The following is a 16,922-nucleotide window of genomic DNA, read 5'->3' as shown; positions in this document are numbered from 1 at the left end:
CCTCCCCGAACTCCGGCCGCGCCCCACCGCGACACCCCACCGCGACGCCCCACCGCACCCCGGCCGTGCCCACCGCCCCGGCCTCGCCTAAGACCCGCCGCCGCGCCCGCCGGAGGCCCCCGTACCCCCGCACGCACCCCGTCCCCCCGCCACCGGACCCCCGTCGAACTCCCGTCGAACCCCAGTCGGACCCCCGCCGCGTCCCGGCCGGAGCCGTACGCCCGCCCCGCCCGGACCGCACCACCAGGGCCGTACGGGACTGCTTACGGTCCCTTTAGCAGGGCCTAGACTCGCGTCCGACAGAAGTGACTCCTGAGACACCGAGACCGAGGGGCGGACGTGCGGGAACCGACCGTTGTCGCGGCCGACGCGGCGGACTACTTCCAGACGTACTCCGTCGTCGGCCTGCTCGCCGTCGTCGGCGTGCTCTTCGTCGCCGTGGCGTTCGGCGCCGGCCGCCTGCTGCGGCCCGTCGTGCCGACGCCCGAGAAGCTCCTCACCTACGAGTGCGGCGTCGACCCGGTGGGGGAGGGCTGGGCCCACACCCAGGTCCGCTACTACGTGTACGCCTTCCTCTACGTGATCTTCGCCGTCGACTCGATCTTCCTGTTCCCCTGGGCGACGGTCTTCGCGGCGCCCGGCTACGGCGCCACGACCCTGGTCGAGATGTTCGTCTTCCTCGGCTTCCTGGCCGTGGGACTGCTCTACGCGTACAAGAAGGGCGTCCTGTCATGGATGTGACACCCGGATCCGGCGAGGGGCCCGTGCCCCTGCCCGCGCCGAAACTGGGGCCGCTCGCCCGCCTCGCCCCCGAGCCGATGAAGGTGGTCCTCAACTGGGGCCGCCGCTACAGCCTCTGGGTCTTCAACTTCGGGCTCGCCTGCTGCGCGATCGAGTTCATCGCCGCGTCCATGGCCCGGCACGACTTCATCCGGCTCGGCGTGATCCCCTTCGCGCCCGGCCCGCGCCAGGCCGACCTCATGATCGTCTCCGGCACGGTGACCGACAAGATGGCACCGGCCGTGAAGCGCCTGTACGAGCAGATGCCCGAGCCGAAGTACGTCATCTCCTTCGGCGCCTGCTCCAACTGCGGCGGCCCGTACTGGGACTCGTACTCCGTCACCAAGGGCGTCGACCAGATCATCCCCGTCGACGTGTACGTGCCGGGCTGCCCGCCCCGCCCCGAGGCGCTCCTCCAGGGCATCCTCAAGCTCCAGGAGAAGATCGCCCGCGAGAACCTCGCCGAGCGGTACGCCACCGCCGCCACGGTCTCCCAGCTGACCAGCCCGCTGACGCCCCCGCCGGGAGGCACGGCATGACCGCCGCCGCGTACGACTCCCTGCCCGGCGCCGTCACGGAGCTCTTCGGTGGGACGGCGACGGCGGAGCACGCGTACGACCTGCTGACCGTCGACGTGCCCCCCGCGTCCTGGCTCACCGCCCTGGAGACGGCCCGCGACACCCTCGGCTGCGCCTACTTCGACTGGCTCAGCGCGGTCGACGAACCCGGCACCGGCTTCCGCGTCTGCGCCCACGTGGTGGCCCTCGCGGACGGCCGCCCGCGCCGCCTCCTCGTCCGTACGACCGTCCCGCACGAGGCCGCCGTCCTGCCCACGGCGGTGGGCGTCTACGCGGGCGCGGGCTGGCACGAGCGCGAGACCCACGAGATGTTCGGCGTGGACTTCACCGGCCACCCGCACCTGGTGCCGCTGCTCCTCCCCGAGAACTTCGAGGGCCACCCGCTGCGCAAGGACTTCGTCCTCGCGGCCCGGGTCGCCAAGGCGTGGCCCGGCGCGAAGGAACCCGGCGAGTCCCACGACGGCGGGCCCAAGCGCCGCCAGATGCTCCCGCCGGGCGTCCCGGACCCCAACGAGTGGGGCCCCCTGAAGGGCCAGCTCCCCCCGGCCCCGGCCCGCCCGTCCCGCGCGGCCACCGGCGACCGCCCGCCCCGCCGCGTCCGCACGACGACGGACGCCCCGACGACCCCGCCCCCCACCCCACCGGACACCCCGGAGACCCGCCCGCCGCGCCGCTCCCGCTCGGCGTCGGACGGCTCGGCGAGCCAGTCGCCGCCGACACCGGAGCCGGACGCGTCGCCCACGCTGGAGGCCCCGCCGACCGGCCCGCCCCGCCGCTCCCGCTCGGCCGCAGACGGCTCGGCGAGCCAGGCGCTCCCGGCACCGGAGCCGGACGCGTCGCCCGCGCCGGAGGCCCCGCCGACCGCCCCGCCGCGCCGCTCGCGCTCGGCCTCGGACGGCTCGGCGAGTCAGGCGCCGCCCCGCCGTTCCCGTTCGGCTTCGGACGGGTCCGTGAGTCAGGCTCAGCCGCCGGAGGGCGGTACGGAGCCGCAGGCCACCCCGCGCACCCGCAGCGCGGACGCCCCGTGGCACCACGCCCGCCCGGCCTTCGACACACCGGACGAGGCCCCGGACGAGGCCCCGGGCCCGGACCTGGCCCCTGAGCCGGGCCCGCCCCCGGCCCCCGCCCCCGAGTCCCGGCCCCGCCCCGCCGAAGGCGACTCCGCCGGAGGCGACCGCGAGCCCCCCACCCCCCCGTCCGATCCCACCCACCCCGCCGGAGGCGATCCCGCGTGAACGACGTGCTCGACGTCGCCCTCCGGCTGCTCGTCGTCTTCGTGCTCTTCCTCGTGCTGCCGCTCGTCGTCGGGCAGACCGAGCACAAGGTCATGGCCCATATGCAGGGCCGCCTCGGGCCCATGTACGCCGGTGGTTTCCACGGCTGGGCCCAGCTCGTCGCCGACGGGGTGAAGTTCGCGCAGAAGGAGGACGTGGTCCCGGCCGCCGCCGACCGGCGGATCTTCCAGCTCGCCCCGGCCGTCGCCCTCCTCCCGTACCTGCTCGTCCTCCTCGCGATCCCGGTCGGTCCGGGCGAGGGCGCCGTCGGGCAGGTGATCGACGCGGGCATCTTCTTCGTCCTCGCCGTGATGGGCGTCGGCGTCCTCGGCAGCCTGATGGCCGGATGGGCGTCCGCGAACAAGTTCTCGCTGCTCGGCGGACTCAGGACCGCCGCCCAGCTCCTCGCGTACGAGCTGCCGATGCTGCTCGCCGCCGCCTCCGTGGCGATGGCGGCGGGCACCGTCTCCCTCCCCGGCATCCTGGACGCCTTCGCGTGGTGGTGGCTGCCCTGGCAGATCGTCGGCGCCCTGGTGTTCTTCGTGGCGGGCCTCGCCGAGCTCCAGCGGCCCCCGTTCGACATGCCGGTCGCCGACTCGGAGATCATCTTCGGCGCGTACACCGAGTACACCGGCCTGCGCTTCGCCCTGTTCCTGCTCGCCGAGTACGCGGGCATCGTCGTCCTGTGCGGCCTCACCACCGTCCTGTTCCTCGGCGGCTGGCACGGCCCGTTCGGCGGCGACGGCCTCGGCTGGGCCTGGACGCTCCTCAAGACCGCCGTCCTCGCGTTCGTCGTGATCTGGCTCCGGGTCAGCTACCCCCGGCTCCGCGAGGACCAGCTCCAGAAGTTCGCCTGGACGACCCTCGTCCCGCTCGCGCTCGCGCAGATCGCGCTCACCGGCATCGTGAAGGTGGCGATCCAGTAACCATGGCCCCCCCGATCCCCGGCTCCGGCCTCGCCAAGGGCCTCGCCGTCACGCTCCGCACGATGACGAGGAAGACCGTCACCGCCCGGTACCCGGACGTCCAGCCCGAACTGCCGCCCCGCACGCGCGGGGTCATCGGACTGTTCGAGGAGAACTGCACGGTCTGTATGCTCTGCGCCCGCGAGTGCCCCGACTGGTGCATCTACATCGACTCCCACAAGGAGACCGTCCCGGCCGCCGCCCCCGGCGGCCGGGAGCGCAGCCGGAACGTCCTCGACCGGTTCGCCATCGACTTCTCGCTCTGCATGTACTGCGGCATCTGCATCGAGGTGTGCCCCTTCGACGCGCTGTTCTGGTCGCCGGAGTTCGAGTACGCGGAGACCGACATCCACGAGCTGACGCACGAACGCGACAAGCTCCGCGAGTGGATGTGGACGGTCCCCGAACCGCCCGCGCTCGACCCGCGCGCGGAGGAACCGAAGGAGATCGCCGCGGCCCGCAAGACGGCCGAGAAGGCAGCGGCGGCGGCCGAGAAGGCAGCCGCGGAGGCCGCGGCCCAGGAGACAGCCGCGGAGGCCGCGGCCCAGGAGGACCAGGCGTGATCCCGGCAGTCACCACGGCGGCGGCCACGGCCACCGCCGCACAGCAGCAGACCCACGGCTTCCTCTCCCCGACGGGCGTCGAGATCGCCTTCGTCCTGGTCGGACTCGTCACCCTCGGCGCGGCCGTCGTCACGGTCACCACCCGGCAGCTCGTGCACGCCGCGCTCTGGCTGGTCGTGGCGCTCGGCGGCCTCGCCGTCGAGTACCTGCTCCTGACGGCCGAGTTCATCGCCTGGGTCCAGGTCCTGATCTACGTCGGCTCCGTCGTCGTCCTCCTCCTCTTCGGCCTCATGCTCACCAAGGCCCCCATCGGACGCTCCCCGGACGCCGACTCCGGCAACCGGCCGGTCGCCCTCGCGGTCGCCGTGACCGCCGCGGTCGCGCTCGTCTGGGTCGTCGTCGACGCGTTCCGCGCCACCTGGATCGACCTGGACGGAGCCGTACAGGGCTCCACCGAGGTGACCGGCTCGATCCTCTTCCGGCACTGGGTCCTGCCGTTCGAGGCGCTGTCCGTGCTCCTGCTCGCCGCCCTGGTCGGCTCCATCGTGCTGTCCCGGAAGAAGAAGGATGAGGAGAACTGATGCACCTCGCCTACCCGGCGGTCCTGGCCGCCCTCCTCTTCTGCGTCGGCGTCTACGGCGTCCTCGCCCGCCGCAACGCGATCCTGGTCCTGATGTCCGTCGAGCTGATGCTCAACGCCGTCAACCTGAACCTGGTCGCCTTCGACGTCTGGCTCCGCGACGCCCTCCACGCCGGACAGGCCCTCACCCTCTTCACCATCGCCGTCGCCGCCGCCGAGATCGGCATCGGCCTCGCGATCGTCCTGATGGTCTACCGCAACCGGGGCACCTCGGACATCGACCGGCTCCGCGACACGGCGGAGCACCCCGGCCCCGGCTCCCCGGACGGCCCGCCCGGGACCCGCACCGACGAGACGCCCACCGGCGAGAAGGCCGAGGCCACCGCGTGACCACCACGACCCTGGCCGTCCTCGTCCCGCTCCTGCCGTTCCTCGGCTCCGCCGCCGGACTCCTCCTCGGCCGGAAGGCGCCCGGATTCGTCCGCCCGCTGGCCGTGCTGCCGACGCTCGCCGCCGCCGTCCTGGCCGTGCTCGTCGCCTTCCGGCAGGGCGGCGGGAAGGCGGTCGACGCCGCCACCCAGCTCACCCCCACCGGCTCGGTCCCGATCGACCTGGCCCTCCACATCGACGGATTCGCGGCCCTCGTCGCCGTCCTCGTCGGCGTGGTCGCCACCTGTGTGCAGATCTACTCGACCGGCTACCTCCGCGAGGACCCGCGCTACCCCTCGTACGCCGCGCTCGTCTCCCTCTTCACCGCCGCGATGCTGCTCGTCGTCTACTCCGGCGACCTGATGGTCCTCCTCGTCGGCTGGGAGGTCATGGGCATCTGCTCGTACTTCCTCGTCGGCCACTACTGGGAGACCCCCGAGGCCCGCGCCGCCTCCCTGAAGGCCTTCCTCGTCACCAAACTCGGTGACGTCCCCTTCCTCATCGGCCTCTTCGCGCTCGCCGCCGACGCGGGCACCTTCCGCATCACCGGCGTCCTCGGCGCCGTCGCGAGCGGCGGCCTCGACCACCCCACCCTGATCGCGCTGCTGCTGCTCGCCGGTGTCGCGGGCAAGTCGGCGCAGTTCCCGCTGCACACCTGGCTCCCCGACGCCATGGCCGGACCCACCCCCGTCTCCGCGCTCATCCACGCGGCGACGATGGTCGCCGCCGGCATCTACTTCACCGCCCGGCTGCTGCCCGTCTTCGCCGCCTCCGCCGCCGCCATGACCGTGCTCGCGGTGATGGCCGCGATCACCATGGTCGGCTCGGCGCTCGCCGCCCTCGCCCAGGACGACATCAAACGCGTCCTGGCCTACTCGACGATCGGCCAGCTCGGCTACATGGCCGGTGCCCTCGCCGTCGGCGACCGGGGCGCCGCCGTCTTCCACCTCCTCTCGCACGCCGCCTTCAAGGCGCTCCTCTTCCTCGCCGCGGGCGCCGTCATCCACGCCGCCGGGACGAACTCGCTGACCGCGATGTCCCGCGTGAGCGGCCTCGCCAAGCGCGTCCCCGACGCGTACTGGACGATGACCGTCGCCCTGCTGGCGCTCGCCGCGATCCCGCCGTTCGCGGGCTTCTTCTCCAAGGAGGCCGTCCTGGTGGCCGCCGAGCACACCGCACTCGGCGAGCGGACCGCCGCCCCCGCCGGGGCGGGCTGGACCGTCCTCGTCGCCGGGCTCCTGACCGCCCTCCTCACCGCCGCCTACGCGCTCCGCCTCTGGCTGCGGACCTTCCGGGGCCGGGGCCCGGCCGTCCCGGACCACGGCCGCCAGCCGATCGCCATGACCGCCGTCCTGTGGGTCCTCGCGATCCCCTCCCTCGGCTTCGGCCTCACCGCCGCCTACCTCGACGACTGGTTCGACGGGAACCCCCTCACCCCGACGCTCACCACCGCCGTCCTCGGCACCGGGCTCGCCGTCGCCGGAGCGGCCGTCACCTACGCGCTCTGGCGCGCCCTCGCCGCCAGGACCCCGGCCGCCGCCCCCGCCCCGCACGTCGACCTGGACCGCCCGGACACCGACGCCGGTCTCGTCGAGGCGGAGGCGCTACGGCTGCCGCACCCCGCCGAGGACCCGGCCGACCCGGGCCGCGCCCTCCTGGGCCCGCTGCACGGCCCGGCCGCCGACGGCTTCCACCTGGACGCCGTCCACCGGACCCTCTTCGTCCGGCCCGTCCTCGCCGCCGCCTCCCTGGTCCGCTTCCTGGACCGCGAGGTCGTCGACACCTATGTGAGCGGGGCTGCGGGCTCCGCCAAGGTCCTCGGCCGACTCGTCCGCCGCGCCCAGACCGGCAACGTGCAGACCTATCTCAGCGCCCTGCTCGCCGGTTCCGTCGTCCTGGCGATCGTCGCCGTCGCCCTCGCCAACGCCGGAGCGTGAGCCGTGCTCGACATCCCCGAATCCGTGATGCGGTTCCTCCTCGTGGCGATCGTCGCCGGGCCGCTCGTCGGCGCCGCCGCCGCCTTCCTCCCCGCCCCGCCGGGGCTGAAGGGGAAGTCGCCCGAACAGGCCGTCCTGCGGCACGGTGTCGCCGTCACCGGCGCGGTCCTCCTCGGCGCGATCGTCCTCGTCCTCGGCTTCGACCACGACAGTCCGTCGAGGATGCAGGCCACGACGGACATCAGCTGGATCAGGGCACTCGACGTGCGTGTCCACCTCGGTGTCGACGGCATCTCCCTCCCCCTCCTGGTCCTGACCGCGCTCCTGTCCTTCCTCTGCGCGCTGTACAGCTACCACAAGATGCCCGAGGGCCCGTCCCCCAAGGCCTTCGTCGCCCTGCTCCTCGTCCTGGAGTCCGGCACCCTCGCCACCTTCGCCGTCCTCGACCTCGTCCTGTTCTTCCTGGCCTTCGAGACGGTCCTCGTCCCGATGTACTTCCTCATCGCCCGCTGGGGCGGAGGGGCCCGGCGCGCCGCCGCCTGGAAGTTCATCCTCTACACGCTGCTCGGCTCGGTCGTCATGCTGCTCGGCCTGCTCCTCATCGGCGTGAAGGCGGGCACGTTCGACATGGTGGCACTGGCCGCCGACAACGGCCGGGGCCTGACCGCGTCGGTGCAGGTCGTCGCCGTCCTGGCGATCGCGCTCGGGCTCGCGGTGAAGACCCCGATGTGGCCGCTGCACAGCTGGCTCCCGGACGCCCACACCGCCGCCCCGACGGTCGGCTCGGTCCTCCTCGCCGGAGTGCTGCTCAAGATGGGCACGTACGGCTTCGTCCGGATCGTGCTGCCGATCGCCCCCGACGGGATGCGGACCTTCGCCCCGTACCTCGCGGCCTTCGCCGTCGTCGGGATCGTCTACGGTTCGCTCGCCTGCCTCGCCCTGGTCCGGCCCGGCAACAAGGGCGACCTCAAGCGGCTCGTCGCGTACTCCTCCGTCGGCCACATGGGCTTCGTCCTCCTCGGCATCGCCACCATGACCCCCACCGGCGTCAACGGCGCCCTCTTCGCCAACATCGCCCACGGCCTCGTCACCGGCCTGCTGTTCTTCCTGGTCGGCGCGGTCAAGGACCGGTACGGCACCGCCGACCTGGACACCCTCGCCGGGGCCACCGGCGCCGCCCTCTACGGCCGGGCCCCCCGCCTCGGCGCGCTCCTCGCGTTCGCCGCCGTCGCCTCCCTCGGCCTGCCGGGGCTCGCCGGGTTCTGGGGCGAGATGCTGGCCCTGTTCGGCGCCTTCGACCCGGCCGAGGGCCTCAGCCGCCCCGCGTTCCTCACCTTCATGGCGATCGGCGCGTTCGGCACCCTCCTCACCGCCGCCTATCTGCTCCTCGTCGTCCGCCGGGTCTGCATGGGCGACCCCCGGCCCGCGGGGGAGCCGCCGATCGCGGACGTCCAGGGGTACGAGTTCGCCGCCTGGACCCCGCTCGTCGCCCTCACCGTCCTCGCCGGACTCTGGCCCGCGGTCCTCCTCGGCCTCACCGACCCGGCCGTCCAGAAGCTCCTCGCCGGAGGCACCCAGTGACCTCGTCGCTCGTCCAGTCCGTCGACTGGCTCACGATCGCGCCCCCGACCCTGACGGCCCTGACCGCCCTCGTGGTCCTCGTCGCGGACCTGTTCGTCCCCGAGGGGCGCAAGGCCGTCCTCGGCTGGACGGCGACCGGCGGTCTGGCCGTCTCCCTCGCGCTCCTCGTGCCGCTGCGGGCCGGTGACCGCTCGACGTTCTGCCTGACGGCCGACACCCAGGTCAGGGCGTGCAGCTACACCGCCGACCACTTCACCCTCGTCATCCAGCTCCTGGTCCTCGGCGGCGCGCTCGTCACCGCGCTGCTCTCCTTCACCGAGACCCGCGAGAGGCTCCCGGCGGGCGAGTTCTGGTTCCTGCTCCTCGCCTCGGCCGCCGGAGCCGCCCTGCTGCCCGCCTCCCGCGACCTGGCGACCCTCGTCGTCGCCCTCGAAGTGGCCTCGCTGCCCGCGTTCGCGCTCGTCGGCCTCAAGCGCGGCGACCGCAGGTCCGGCGAGGCGGCGCTCAAGTTCTTCCTGTCGTCGGTCACCGCGACCGCCGTCACCCTGCTCGGGGTGAGCTTCGTCTACGCGGCGACCGGCACCCTCCACCTGACCGAGCTGGCCCACCGCCTCGACGACGTGCCCGGTCAGCTCCAGACCCTCGTCGGGACGGGCGTGGCCCTCACCCTGGTCGGCTTCGCCTTCAAGACGGCCGCCGTCCCCTTCCACTTCTGGGTCCCCGACACCTACGTCGGCGCCCCGCTGCCGGTGGCCGCCTACCTCTCGGTGGTCGGCAAGGCCGTCGGCTTCACCGGGCTCATCCTGGTGACGGTCGTCGCCTTCCCCTCGTACGCGGACGTGTGGGGGCCCGCGCTCGCCGTCCTGGCCGCGCTGACCATGACCGCGGGCAACGTCGCCGCCCTGCGCCAGTCGTCCACCCGCGCGTGGAGCGCGGTACGGCTCCTCGCCTGGTCGTCCGTCGCCCAGGCGGGCTACCTCCTGGTGCCGATCGCCGCCGCCGCGTACTCCGGCGACGACCAGATCGGCGCCACCGTCGCGTACGCCCTGATGTACGCCGTCGTGAACCTCGGCGCGTTCGCGGTGGTCGCGCTGGTCGCCCGCCGCCACCCGGAGAACCGCCTCGCCGACTACCGGGGCCTGTTCGCGACGGCCCCCGCAGCCGCCCTCGCGCTCGCCTTCTTCCTGCTGAACCTGGCCGGTCTGCCCCCGGGTATCATCGGCCTCTTCGCCAAGGTGACCGTCTTCTCGGCGGCCGTCGACGCGGGCCTCGGCTGGCTGGCCGTGGTCATGGCCCTGAACGTCGTGATCGCGCTGTACTACTACCTCCGCTGGACCGCGCTGCTGTTCCGCGCTCCCGAGGGCGGGGCCGTTCCCCACCGGGCCCCCGTGCCGGTCACCGCGGCGATCGCGCTGACCGCCGCCGCCGGAGCCGTCCTGTCGGGCTATCCGCAGTTCGCCCTCCGCTTCGCCGCGAACAGCCTGTTCTGACCCCCCCCAGAACTGTCCCCCCCACAGAAAAAGACCGAGGAGCTTCACCCCGTGCTGAACGGATTCAAGGACTTCATCCTTCGCGGGAACGTCATCTCGATGGCCATCGGCCTGGCCGTCGGAACCGCGTTCACGGCCGTCGTCACCGGCTTCAGCAAGGCGTTCATCACCCCCCTCATCGGTCTCGCCACCGGCTCCGTCGGCAACTTCAACGACGCGCAGTTCCACGTCGGCAGGACCGTCTTCCCCTACGGTCTGGCGATCTCCGCCGCCATCGCCTTCGTGATCACCGCCGCCGTCCTCTACTTCCTGATCGTCGCCCCGCTGGCGAAGGTCCAGGACAGGTTCGCCAAGGCGGAGGCCGCCGACCCCAAGGCCGAGAAGCGCGACTGCCCCCGCTGCTTCACCGAGATCCCGGCCATCGCCACCCGCTGCGCCCACTGCACCAGCGAGGTCGAGCCCGTCGCCACGCCGCTGGAGCACACCAAGGTCCCCGCCGCCCGCTGATCACCCGAACGGCTCACACCGCTCCCCGGTGCGGCCGGGGGAACCGCAGCTTCCCGCCTGGCGTTGACCAGTACGGAAGGGTCCACTGGACGAGTGGACGACCACGAAGCAAAGGGTTCCCCTGCCGCACCATTTGGAGGGCGTACCGTGCACCGCCGGCACAACGGGCTGAGGACCGCCGTACTCCTCGGAGGGCTCTCCGCCCTCATCATCGTCATCGGCAGCTTCTTCGGGCGTACGGGACTGATCGTCGCGCTCGTCGTGGCGCTCGGCACCAACGCGTACGCGTACTGGAACAGCGACAAGCTGGCGCTCCGGGCCATGCGGGCCCGCCCGGTCAGCGAATTCGAGGCCCCCGCCCTCTACCGGATGGTGCGGGAGCTCTCCACCCAGGCCCGTCAGCCCATGCCCCGGCTGTACATCTCGCCGACCCAGGCGCCGAACGCCTTCGCGACCGGCCGCAACCCGCGCAACGCCGCCGTCTGCTGCACCGAGGGCATCCTCGCGATCCTGGACGAGCGCGAACTGCGCGGGGTCATCGGCCATGAGCTGAGCCATGTCTACAACCGGGACATCCTCATCTCCTCGGTCGCCGGAGCACTCGCCTCGGTGATCATGTTCCTGGTGAACTTCGCCTGGCTGATCCCCGTCGGCCGCTCCAACGACGACGACGGGCCGGGACTGCTCGGGATGCTCCTGATCATGATCCTGGGGCCGATCGCCGCCTCGGTGATCCAGCTCGCCATCTCCCGCTCCCGCGAGTACGAGGCCGACGCCTCCGGCGCCCAGCTCACCGGCGACCCGCTCGCCCTGGCCAGCGCCCTGCGCAAGCTGGAGGCGGGCACCAAGCAGCTGCCGCTGCCCCCCGAGCCCCGGATCGAGACCGCGAGCCACATGATGATCGCGAACCCGTTCCGTCCGGGGCAGGGACTCTCCAAGATGTTCTCCACCCATCCACCGATGGCCGAGCGCATCGCCCGGCTAGAGAAGATGGCAGGTCACCGCCCGTGAAGACGATCCTGAACGTCATATGGCTGGTCCTCTGCGGATTCTGGATGTTCCTCGGCTACATGCTGGCGGGTGTCCTGCTCTGCATCACGATCATCGGCATACCCTTCGGCTTCGCCGCCTTCCGCATCGGCCTCTACGCCCTGTGGCCCTTCGGCCAGACCGTCGTGGACCGCCGTGACGCCGGAGCCCCCTCCTGCGTCGGCAACGTCCTCTGGCTGATCCTGGCGGGCTGGTGGCTCGCCCTCGGCCACATCACCACCGGCATCGCCCTCTGCCTCACGATCATCGGCATCCCGCTGGGCATCGCGAACTTCAAGATGATCCCGGTCTCGCTGCTGCCCCTCGGCAAGGAGATCGTCCCCAGCGACCAGGCGTATCCGGCGTACGGCGGACAGGGCCGCTGAGCCCGGTGCACCACCCCCGGTACGCGCTCCTCTCGGGCCGTCACGCGCTCGCGTTCTGCGCGGACGTCGACGGGCTGTACGGCGAGCCCGTCCCGAGGCCCCGCGCCGTCCACGAGATCCGAGGCTGCGAACCCCGGGGCGAACTCGCCCGAGCCGTCACCGAGGCGGTCGTCGAGGGCACCGCCCCGCTCGGCACCCTGCACGTCCGCACCCACGACGGCCTCGTCTGGCGCTTCGACGACTGCCGCGTCCTCGGCGCCCGAGGAGACGTCGTCACCGTCGAGTCCAAGGCCGGCCCCCGCCGCTGGCACGGGAGACCCCCGGGGGATACGGGGCACGCCGAGGTCGCCGGTGACCCGGGGGATGCCGGGGATACGAGGGACGCCCGGGATTTCCGGAGTACCCGAGGTGCCAAGGAATCCAGGGATGGTGGGGGTGCCGGGGACGAGAGGGGTGCCTGGGAATCCAGGGATGCCGAGGACACGAGAGGTACCTGGGAATCCTGGGATGCCAGGGACGCGAGGGATGCCCGAGAATCCTGGGACGCCCATGAATCCTGGGGCGCCCGGGAATCCGGAGACGCCCGGGAACCCTGGTCTTCCTGGGCCGCCCGGCAGCCCGGGGGAGCCGGTGGCCTGGGGGGATCCGGTGACCCCGGGGGCATCAGGGCCACCGAGGACCCCGCCGTCCCCTGCGGCAACCTCGTCCCCGTCACCCCCTCGCCGCCGGAGACCCGCACCCACACCGAGGTCACCTTCCTCGGCTGCTCGCCGCGCGGCGGTCTGCGGGACGCCCTCGCGGCCGGTGCCGAGGAGTACGAGGCCGTCCGCTACCAGGTCCTCGGCCACGTCGGCGACAGCCGCCACGAGGCCGAGGCGGGCCGCGTCACCGGCTGGGACACCTCCGCCCGTGGCCGTGGCCTGATCGACCTCACCGTCGCCTTCCCGCGCGCGGGTCTCGTGCCGCACCAGACCCGGGAGGTCTGGGAGCTGTGGCACCGCGACCGGCCCGCCGAGCCCGGCACCTGGCGGCGCTTCACCGGCGCCGCGCGCGCCGAGTGGCTGCGCCAGGCGGGCCGGAGCCGGTACGGCGTCCCGGAGATCGTCCCCGGCAGCACGTACCACCTGGACGGCACCGACACCACCGACGAGGACGCCCTGAACTGCGCCCTGGGGGAGGCCGTCCACGGCCCCGGCCTCGCCCTCGGCGTCGTCGGGACGCCCCGGGCCCTCGGCGAGCTCCTCGCGGACACCACCCTGGTCTGGCACCGCTCCGACGTGGCCCGCGCCTGTCTGGGCGTCCAGCCGTGGAGCGGCCCCCGCCCGGCGACCTTCCAGGAGTACACCGACGGCCTCAGGGCGGCGGGAGTCCGACTCGTCCTCGAATGAGGAACGTACGCGAAAGCGAACGAAAACAAATCAAAACAGGACGGGCCCACAGCTCCCGCGAGGCACGGAACCGAACGAGGCGGGCCCCCGCACCTGCTCCGGAAATCCCGTACGACAAGAAGACGATAGGACCGGAAAAGGCCCCGCTCGGGCCCTCCGCCCAGCCGCGACGGCGACGGATCCACACGGGACAAGGAAGACCACCCCTCGCCCCGAACACCTCCAGAGGGGAGGTCCCCACTTTGCGACCGCGCACAGAGGGAAGTTACGCAGAGGGAAGACGTACAAAGGGAAGTCAGGGAGGGAAGCCCTAGAGCCCGGTCTCCCTCAGGGTGATGTTGAGCCGTCCGGTCAGCCCGAGCGCCGGTTCGGCCGTCCCCGACAGGACCTTGGGCACCCCGTGATGGACCCACCGCGAGGGCCCGCCGAACACGAACAGATCCCCGGACGCCAGCTCGACGTCCTGGTACGGCCGCCCCCGGCCCTCCTCGTTCCCCAGCCGGAACAGGCACCGGTCCCCGAGACTCAGCGACACCACCGGCGCACCCGAACGCTCCTCCCGGTCCTGGTGCATCCCCATCCGCGCCCCCGGCGCGTAGAAGTTCACCAGCGCGGTGTCCGGCGTGAAACCCCCGTCGTCGCCGTACGCCTCCGCGACCGCCTCCCGGCCGAGTGCCACGAGCGCGGCGGGCACCGGCACGGCGACCGCGTCGAGATAGCGGTACGGCACCCAGCGACGGCCCAGACACAGCGAGCGCACCGACATCACACCCCCGCCGGGCAGCTCGGTCCGCCGGTAGGGCACCGGCCCCCGCCCCCACTCCCGGCAGGCCTCCACCAGCTCCCGCTGGCGCGCGAACGACAGCCACCCGGGTACGTGCACGGCGCCGGGCGCGAGCACGGCCCGCTCACGGGGGAACAGACCCTCGGTCACCCCAGGGCCCCCTCCAGGCCCAGCAGCCGCTCCTTGCGGTCGAGCCCGGCGGCGTACCCGCGCAGGCTCCCGTCGGCCCCGACCACCCGGTGGCAGGGCCGCACCACGAGCAGCGGATTGCGCCCGATGGCGGTCCCCACGGCCCGTACCCCGGTGCCCGGCGAACCGACCCGCCGGGCGATCTCCCCGTACGAGACGGTCGTGCCGTACGGGATCTCCTCCAGGGCCGCCCAGACGCGCCGCTGGAACTCGGTCCCCGCGTCCTCGGCGAACGGCAGGTCGAACCGGTCGCGGCGCCCGTCGAAGTACTCCCGGAGCTGCCCGACGACCTCACCGAACGCCTCGGGCGCCAGGGTCCACCCGTCCTCGACCCCGACGCCGCCCTTCTGCCCCGGCAGGGACAGCGAGCACAACACGACCCGCCCCTCCACGAGCCGCCCGACAAGCAGCATCTCGCCCAGGGGCCCGTCGACATACGCGTACACGGTCATGGCTGGTTCCTCTCCCACACGGTCTTCCACGTACCAGTGTGCGGGCCCCACCCGATCCGGAGCTGGCGGAAATCGGACACGGTCCTGGACGCCCCGGCGGAGATCCCCCGCACCGGATCACACCCCGGCGGTCCCGCCGTCCGGAGCGGCGGGCGCGCAGGCCGCGATCCGGTCCGCGAGCCCCGCGTAGTCCGTGGGCCCGCCGCAGAGCCGCCGCACCGAGGCCAGCCCCATGCCGGCCTGACCGGTCGCCTCGACGGCCGCCCGGGAAGCGACGTGGAAGCGCCACTGACCGATGTCGAGCGGATCGTACGCGGAGTGGTCACGCGCGATGTGGAGCGCGAAGACGTACACGTCGGCGTTGTACGACTGCTCCGCGGCGCTGCCGCCCTCCGGGGTCCAGACGCGTCCGCGCAGCCGGGAGAAACGGATGTCCGACAACCGGGCCTGCCGCCACGACTGGAGGTAGGCGCTCGTCTTCACCTCGATCCTGAGGCCGTCCGGCGCCAGGACGTCGAAGCTCTCCCACTCGGTGTTCCGCCGCGCCGCGCCCACCGCCCGGTGCACCAGGAACTCCGCGAGCAGCCCCCGGGTGGTGTTGCTCCGCAGGTCGGGCAGTGCGTAACGCCAGAAGTCCAGCACCGTCCCCGCGTCCGCGCCCCGGAAGGGCTCGTCACCCCGGAGCGGCGCCGGTTCGGCGGGAGTGAGCCAGGTGTCGTCCGAGGCGGGGCCGAAGGTCATGCGGTCAGCCTGCCACCCGCCCGCACGGCCCCGCCGCACCGTCGCGACCCGCCCCCGAGGGCGGACGGCCCGAGGGCACGGCACGCACGTCTCCCGTGCCTGCCGTGCCCTCGACCCGCGCTCCGGCCCGGAGCGCCGACGCCCCCGTGGCCCGCGGCAACCTCAGCGGTAGTTCACCTACCGCCCGCACGAGTCTCTGACCTGCGTCAGACCTCAGATAGGGGGTCTGACGTGCAGAAACCACTCTCCGTTATTGCCGCTTCATCTCAGCACGTTTGGCCCTCGTGTGCCCTGACCGTGCCCTTTCGGGCTCGCGCCCCGCCTGGCTGCCGCTCAGCCGAAGCGGCCCGACGCGGTGATCGCACCGCCGCTCGGGCCTTGATCCGAACCCCTTCGCATCAAGGAGTCCTGACCATGAGCACGACCGTGTTGTCCGCCTTGTGCGGCGCCCGGCGCCCCGGGTGGGAGCAGGGGCCGGCCATCGGCATAAACCGCATCCCCTGCATCTTGCCTGCCGGACACGAGGGCGAGCACGGCAACGCCTTCGGCCAGACCTGGCCCGCCACCGCACCGCTCACGACCGCGCTGCTGCTGCTCGCCGACTGCCTGCACGGCCCACCGACCGGCTGCGGCCATGACCGAGGCACTGCGCCGCGCCCAGGCCCTCGTCATCGCCGACCGGCTGCACCAGGGCGACGCGCCGAGCGGGAACTGCTAGCCCTACTGCCGACCGGCACTGGGCAGATCCGTGGGGAGTACGCCGCACTGCTGCGGATCGCTGCCGAGGAGATCCGGGCGATGAGTACTCCGTCGAAGCCTGGCAAGCGGATGAGCATCCGCGTCGACAACGCCCTGTCGGGCGACCTCGCCGCCCTCATAAAGACCGGTCTGACAGCGTCCGACGCCGTCCGCCTCGCGGTCGGATGCTGCTCGAAGTCGGAGAACGGAAGCAAAAGACGGCATTTGCGCCGATGGATGGCCAGCGGAACCCCGTAGCTTCGGCCGTGGCCATCGGGGTCGTTCCTACCGTAGGAGCCGATCGATGTGTGCGACGGGCCGTAGCGCACTACTACGTCCTTGATGGGCCCCGAGCTCCGGTTTTCCACGCGAGCACGCCAGGTCTCGCACAGAGGACCATGGACGCCTGCACCGCTCTCTACGATCTGACCTGTGAGGACAACCTGAGCGGCTTGGGCCCGCTTCCGGTCATCGGCCAGCGCCCGGAACCCAGCACGTTCCAGAGCCAGGTTCGTAGATTGCTCGCGGATG

The 16,922-nt window shown here is 72.7% G+C and carries 18 protein-coding genes; 15 read left to right on the top strand and 3 right to left on the bottom strand.

What is annotated here, in order from left to right; all coding sequences use genetic code 11:
* The first annotated feature begins 339 nt into the window (after positions 1-339).
* The 14 genes from ACFXGN_RS26215 (at position 340) to ACFXGN_RS26150 (ending at position 13,487) form a co-directional block, all read left to right on the top strand.
* Positions 340-741 (top strand): NADH-quinone oxidoreductase subunit A, encoded by a 402-nt coding sequence (locus ACFXGN_RS26215; protein ID WP_384863767.1) that lies wholly within the window; start codon positions 340-342, stop codon positions 739-741.
* Entirely contained in the window at positions 732-1,319 is a 588-nt protein-coding gene (locus tag ACFXGN_RS26210) for an NADH-quinone oxidoreductase subunit B family protein (protein WP_366439691.1), read from the top strand. The genes ACFXGN_RS26215 and ACFXGN_RS26210 overlap by 10 nt, the downstream gene beginning before the upstream one ends.
* Entirely contained in the window at positions 1,316-2,593 is a 1,278-nt protein-coding gene (locus ACFXGN_RS26205) for an NADH-quinone oxidoreductase subunit C (RefSeq protein WP_384863763.1), read from the top strand. Before ACFXGN_RS26210 ends, ACFXGN_RS26205 begins: the two co-directional genes overlap by 4 nt.
* Positions 2,590-3,558, top strand: a complete 969-nt coding sequence (locus tag ACFXGN_RS26200) for an NADH-quinone oxidoreductase subunit H (RefSeq protein ID WP_384863761.1) — start codon at positions 2,590-2,592, stop codon at positions 3,556-3,558. The genes ACFXGN_RS26205 and ACFXGN_RS26200 overlap by 4 nt, the downstream gene beginning before the upstream one ends.
* Positions 3,559-3,560: 2 nt before the next feature.
* Complete coding sequence (locus ACFXGN_RS26195; protein ID WP_384863758.1) at positions 3,561-4,160, top strand: NuoI/complex I 23 kDa subunit family protein; 600 nt, start codon at positions 3,561-3,563, stop codon at positions 4,158-4,160.
* A complete protein-coding gene (locus ACFXGN_RS26190; protein WP_384863756.1) occupies positions 4,157-4,741 on the top strand; it encodes an NADH-quinone oxidoreductase subunit J in 585 nt (194 codons plus the stop codon). Before ACFXGN_RS26195 ends, ACFXGN_RS26190 begins: the two co-directional genes overlap by 4 nt.
* On the top strand, positions 4,741-5,130 hold the full coding sequence (gene nuoK / locus ACFXGN_RS26185) for an NADH-quinone oxidoreductase subunit NuoK (RefSeq protein ID WP_384863754.1): 390 nt from the start codon (positions 4,741-4,743) through the stop codon (positions 5,128-5,130). The genes ACFXGN_RS26190 and nuoK overlap by 1 nt, the downstream gene beginning before the upstream one ends.
* On the top strand, positions 5,127-7,106 hold the full coding sequence (locus ACFXGN_RS26180; RefSeq protein ID WP_384863752.1) for an NADH-quinone oxidoreductase subunit L: 1,980 nt from the start codon (positions 5,127-5,129) through the stop codon (positions 7,104-7,106). Before nuoK ends, ACFXGN_RS26180 begins: the two co-directional genes overlap by 4 nt.
* A 27-nt stretch (positions 7,107-7,133) precedes the next feature.
* Entirely contained in the window at positions 7,134-8,687 is a 1,554-nt protein-coding gene (locus ACFXGN_RS26175; protein ID WP_384863905.1) for a NuoM family protein, read from the top strand.
* On the top strand, positions 8,684-10,177 hold the full coding sequence (locus tag ACFXGN_RS26170) for an NADH-quinone oxidoreductase subunit N (RefSeq protein WP_384863749.1): 1,494 nt from the start codon (positions 8,684-8,686) through the stop codon (positions 10,175-10,177). Before ACFXGN_RS26175 ends, ACFXGN_RS26170 begins: the two co-directional genes overlap by 4 nt.
* 51 nt (positions 10,178-10,228) lie before the next feature.
* Positions 10,229-10,684, top strand: a complete 456-nt coding sequence (locus tag ACFXGN_RS26165; protein ID WP_384863747.1) for an MscL family protein — start codon at positions 10,229-10,231, stop codon at positions 10,682-10,684.
* A 147-nt stretch (positions 10,685-10,831) separates the two neighbouring features.
* Positions 10,832-11,695: a zinc metalloprotease HtpX gene (htpX, locus tag ACFXGN_RS26160; protein WP_384863744.1), complete on the top strand. Its 864-nt coding sequence runs from the start codon at positions 10,832-10,834 to the stop codon at positions 11,693-11,695.
* Entirely contained in the window at positions 11,692-12,099 is a 408-nt protein-coding gene (locus tag ACFXGN_RS26155; RefSeq protein ID WP_384863741.1) for a YccF domain-containing protein, read from the top strand. The genes htpX and ACFXGN_RS26155 overlap by 4 nt, the downstream gene beginning before the upstream one ends.
* 5 nt (positions 12,100-12,104) lie before the next feature.
* A complete protein-coding gene (locus tag ACFXGN_RS26150; RefSeq protein ID WP_384863738.1) occupies positions 12,105-13,487 on the top strand; it encodes a hypothetical protein in 1,383 nt (460 codons plus the stop codon).
* 310 nt (positions 13,488-13,797) lie between these two features.
* On the opposite strand, the gene ACFXGN_RS26145 is transcribed toward ACFXGN_RS26150, so the two are convergent.
* From ACFXGN_RS26145 to ACFXGN_RS26135, 3 genes are all read right to left on the bottom strand, one after another.
* Positions 13,798-14,421 (bottom strand): alpha-ketoglutarate-dependent dioxygenase AlkB family protein, encoded by a 624-nt coding sequence (locus tag ACFXGN_RS26145; protein WP_384863736.1) that lies wholly within the window; start codon positions 14,419-14,421, stop codon positions 13,798-13,800.
* A complete protein-coding gene (locus ACFXGN_RS26140; protein ID WP_384863733.1) occupies positions 14,418-14,912 on the bottom strand; it encodes a methylated-DNA--[protein]-cysteine S-methyltransferase in 495 nt (164 codons plus the stop codon). Before ACFXGN_RS26140 ends, ACFXGN_RS26145 begins: the two co-directional genes overlap by 4 nt.
* Before the next feature lie 117 nt (positions 14,913-15,029).
* Positions 15,030-15,653: a hypothetical protein gene (locus ACFXGN_RS26135; RefSeq protein ID WP_384863730.1), complete on the bottom strand. Its 624-nt coding sequence runs from the start codon at positions 15,651-15,653 to the stop codon at positions 15,030-15,032.
* A gap of 414 nt (positions 15,654-16,067) precedes the next feature.
* Between ACFXGN_RS26135 and ACFXGN_RS26130 the strand changes: the two genes are divergently transcribed.
* Positions 16,068-16,649: a hypothetical protein gene (locus ACFXGN_RS26130; RefSeq protein ID WP_384863728.1), complete on the top strand. Its 582-nt coding sequence runs from the start codon at positions 16,068-16,070 to the stop codon at positions 16,647-16,649.
* Positions 16,650-16,922: the final 273 nt, after the last annotated feature.

Source organism: Streptomyces sp. NPDC059247 (assembly GCF_042754005.1).
GTDB lineage: Bacteria > Actinomycetota > Actinomycetes > Streptomycetales > Streptomycetaceae > Streptomyces.
This window is presented reverse-complemented; position numbering and strand designations above follow the sequence as displayed.

Coding starts and splice junctions, on each gene's coding strand:
- ACFXGN_RS26210 (WP_366439691.1), top strand. CDS start 732: ATGGATGTGACACCCGGATCCGGCGAGGGGCCCGTGCCCCTGCCCGCG.
- ACFXGN_RS26205 (WP_384863763.1), top strand. CDS start 1,316: ATGACCGCCGCCGCGTACGACTCCCTGCCCGGCGCCGTCACGGAGCTC.
- ACFXGN_RS26195 (WP_384863758.1), top strand. CDS start 3,561: ATGGCCCCCCCGATCCCCGGCTCCGGCCTCGCCAAGGGCCTCGCCGTC.
- nuoK (WP_384863754.1), top strand. CDS start 4,741: ATGCACCTCGCCTACCCGGCGGTCCTGGCCGCCCTCCTCTTCTGCGTC.
- ACFXGN_RS26175 (WP_384863905.1), top strand. CDS start 7,134: ATGCGGTTCCTCCTCGTGGCGATCGTCGCCGGGCCGCTCGTCGGCGCC.
- ACFXGN_RS26140 (WP_384863733.1), bottom strand. CDS start 14,912: ATGACCGTGTACGCGTATGTCGACGGGCCCCTGGGCGAGATGCTGCTT.
- ACFXGN_RS26135 (WP_384863730.1), bottom strand. CDS start 15,653: ATGACCTTCGGCCCCGCCTCGGACGACACCTGGCTCACTCCCGCCGAA.
- ACFXGN_RS26130 (WP_384863728.1), top strand. CDS start 16,068: ATGAGCACGACCGTGTTGTCCGCCTTGTGCGGCGCCCGGCGCCCCGGG.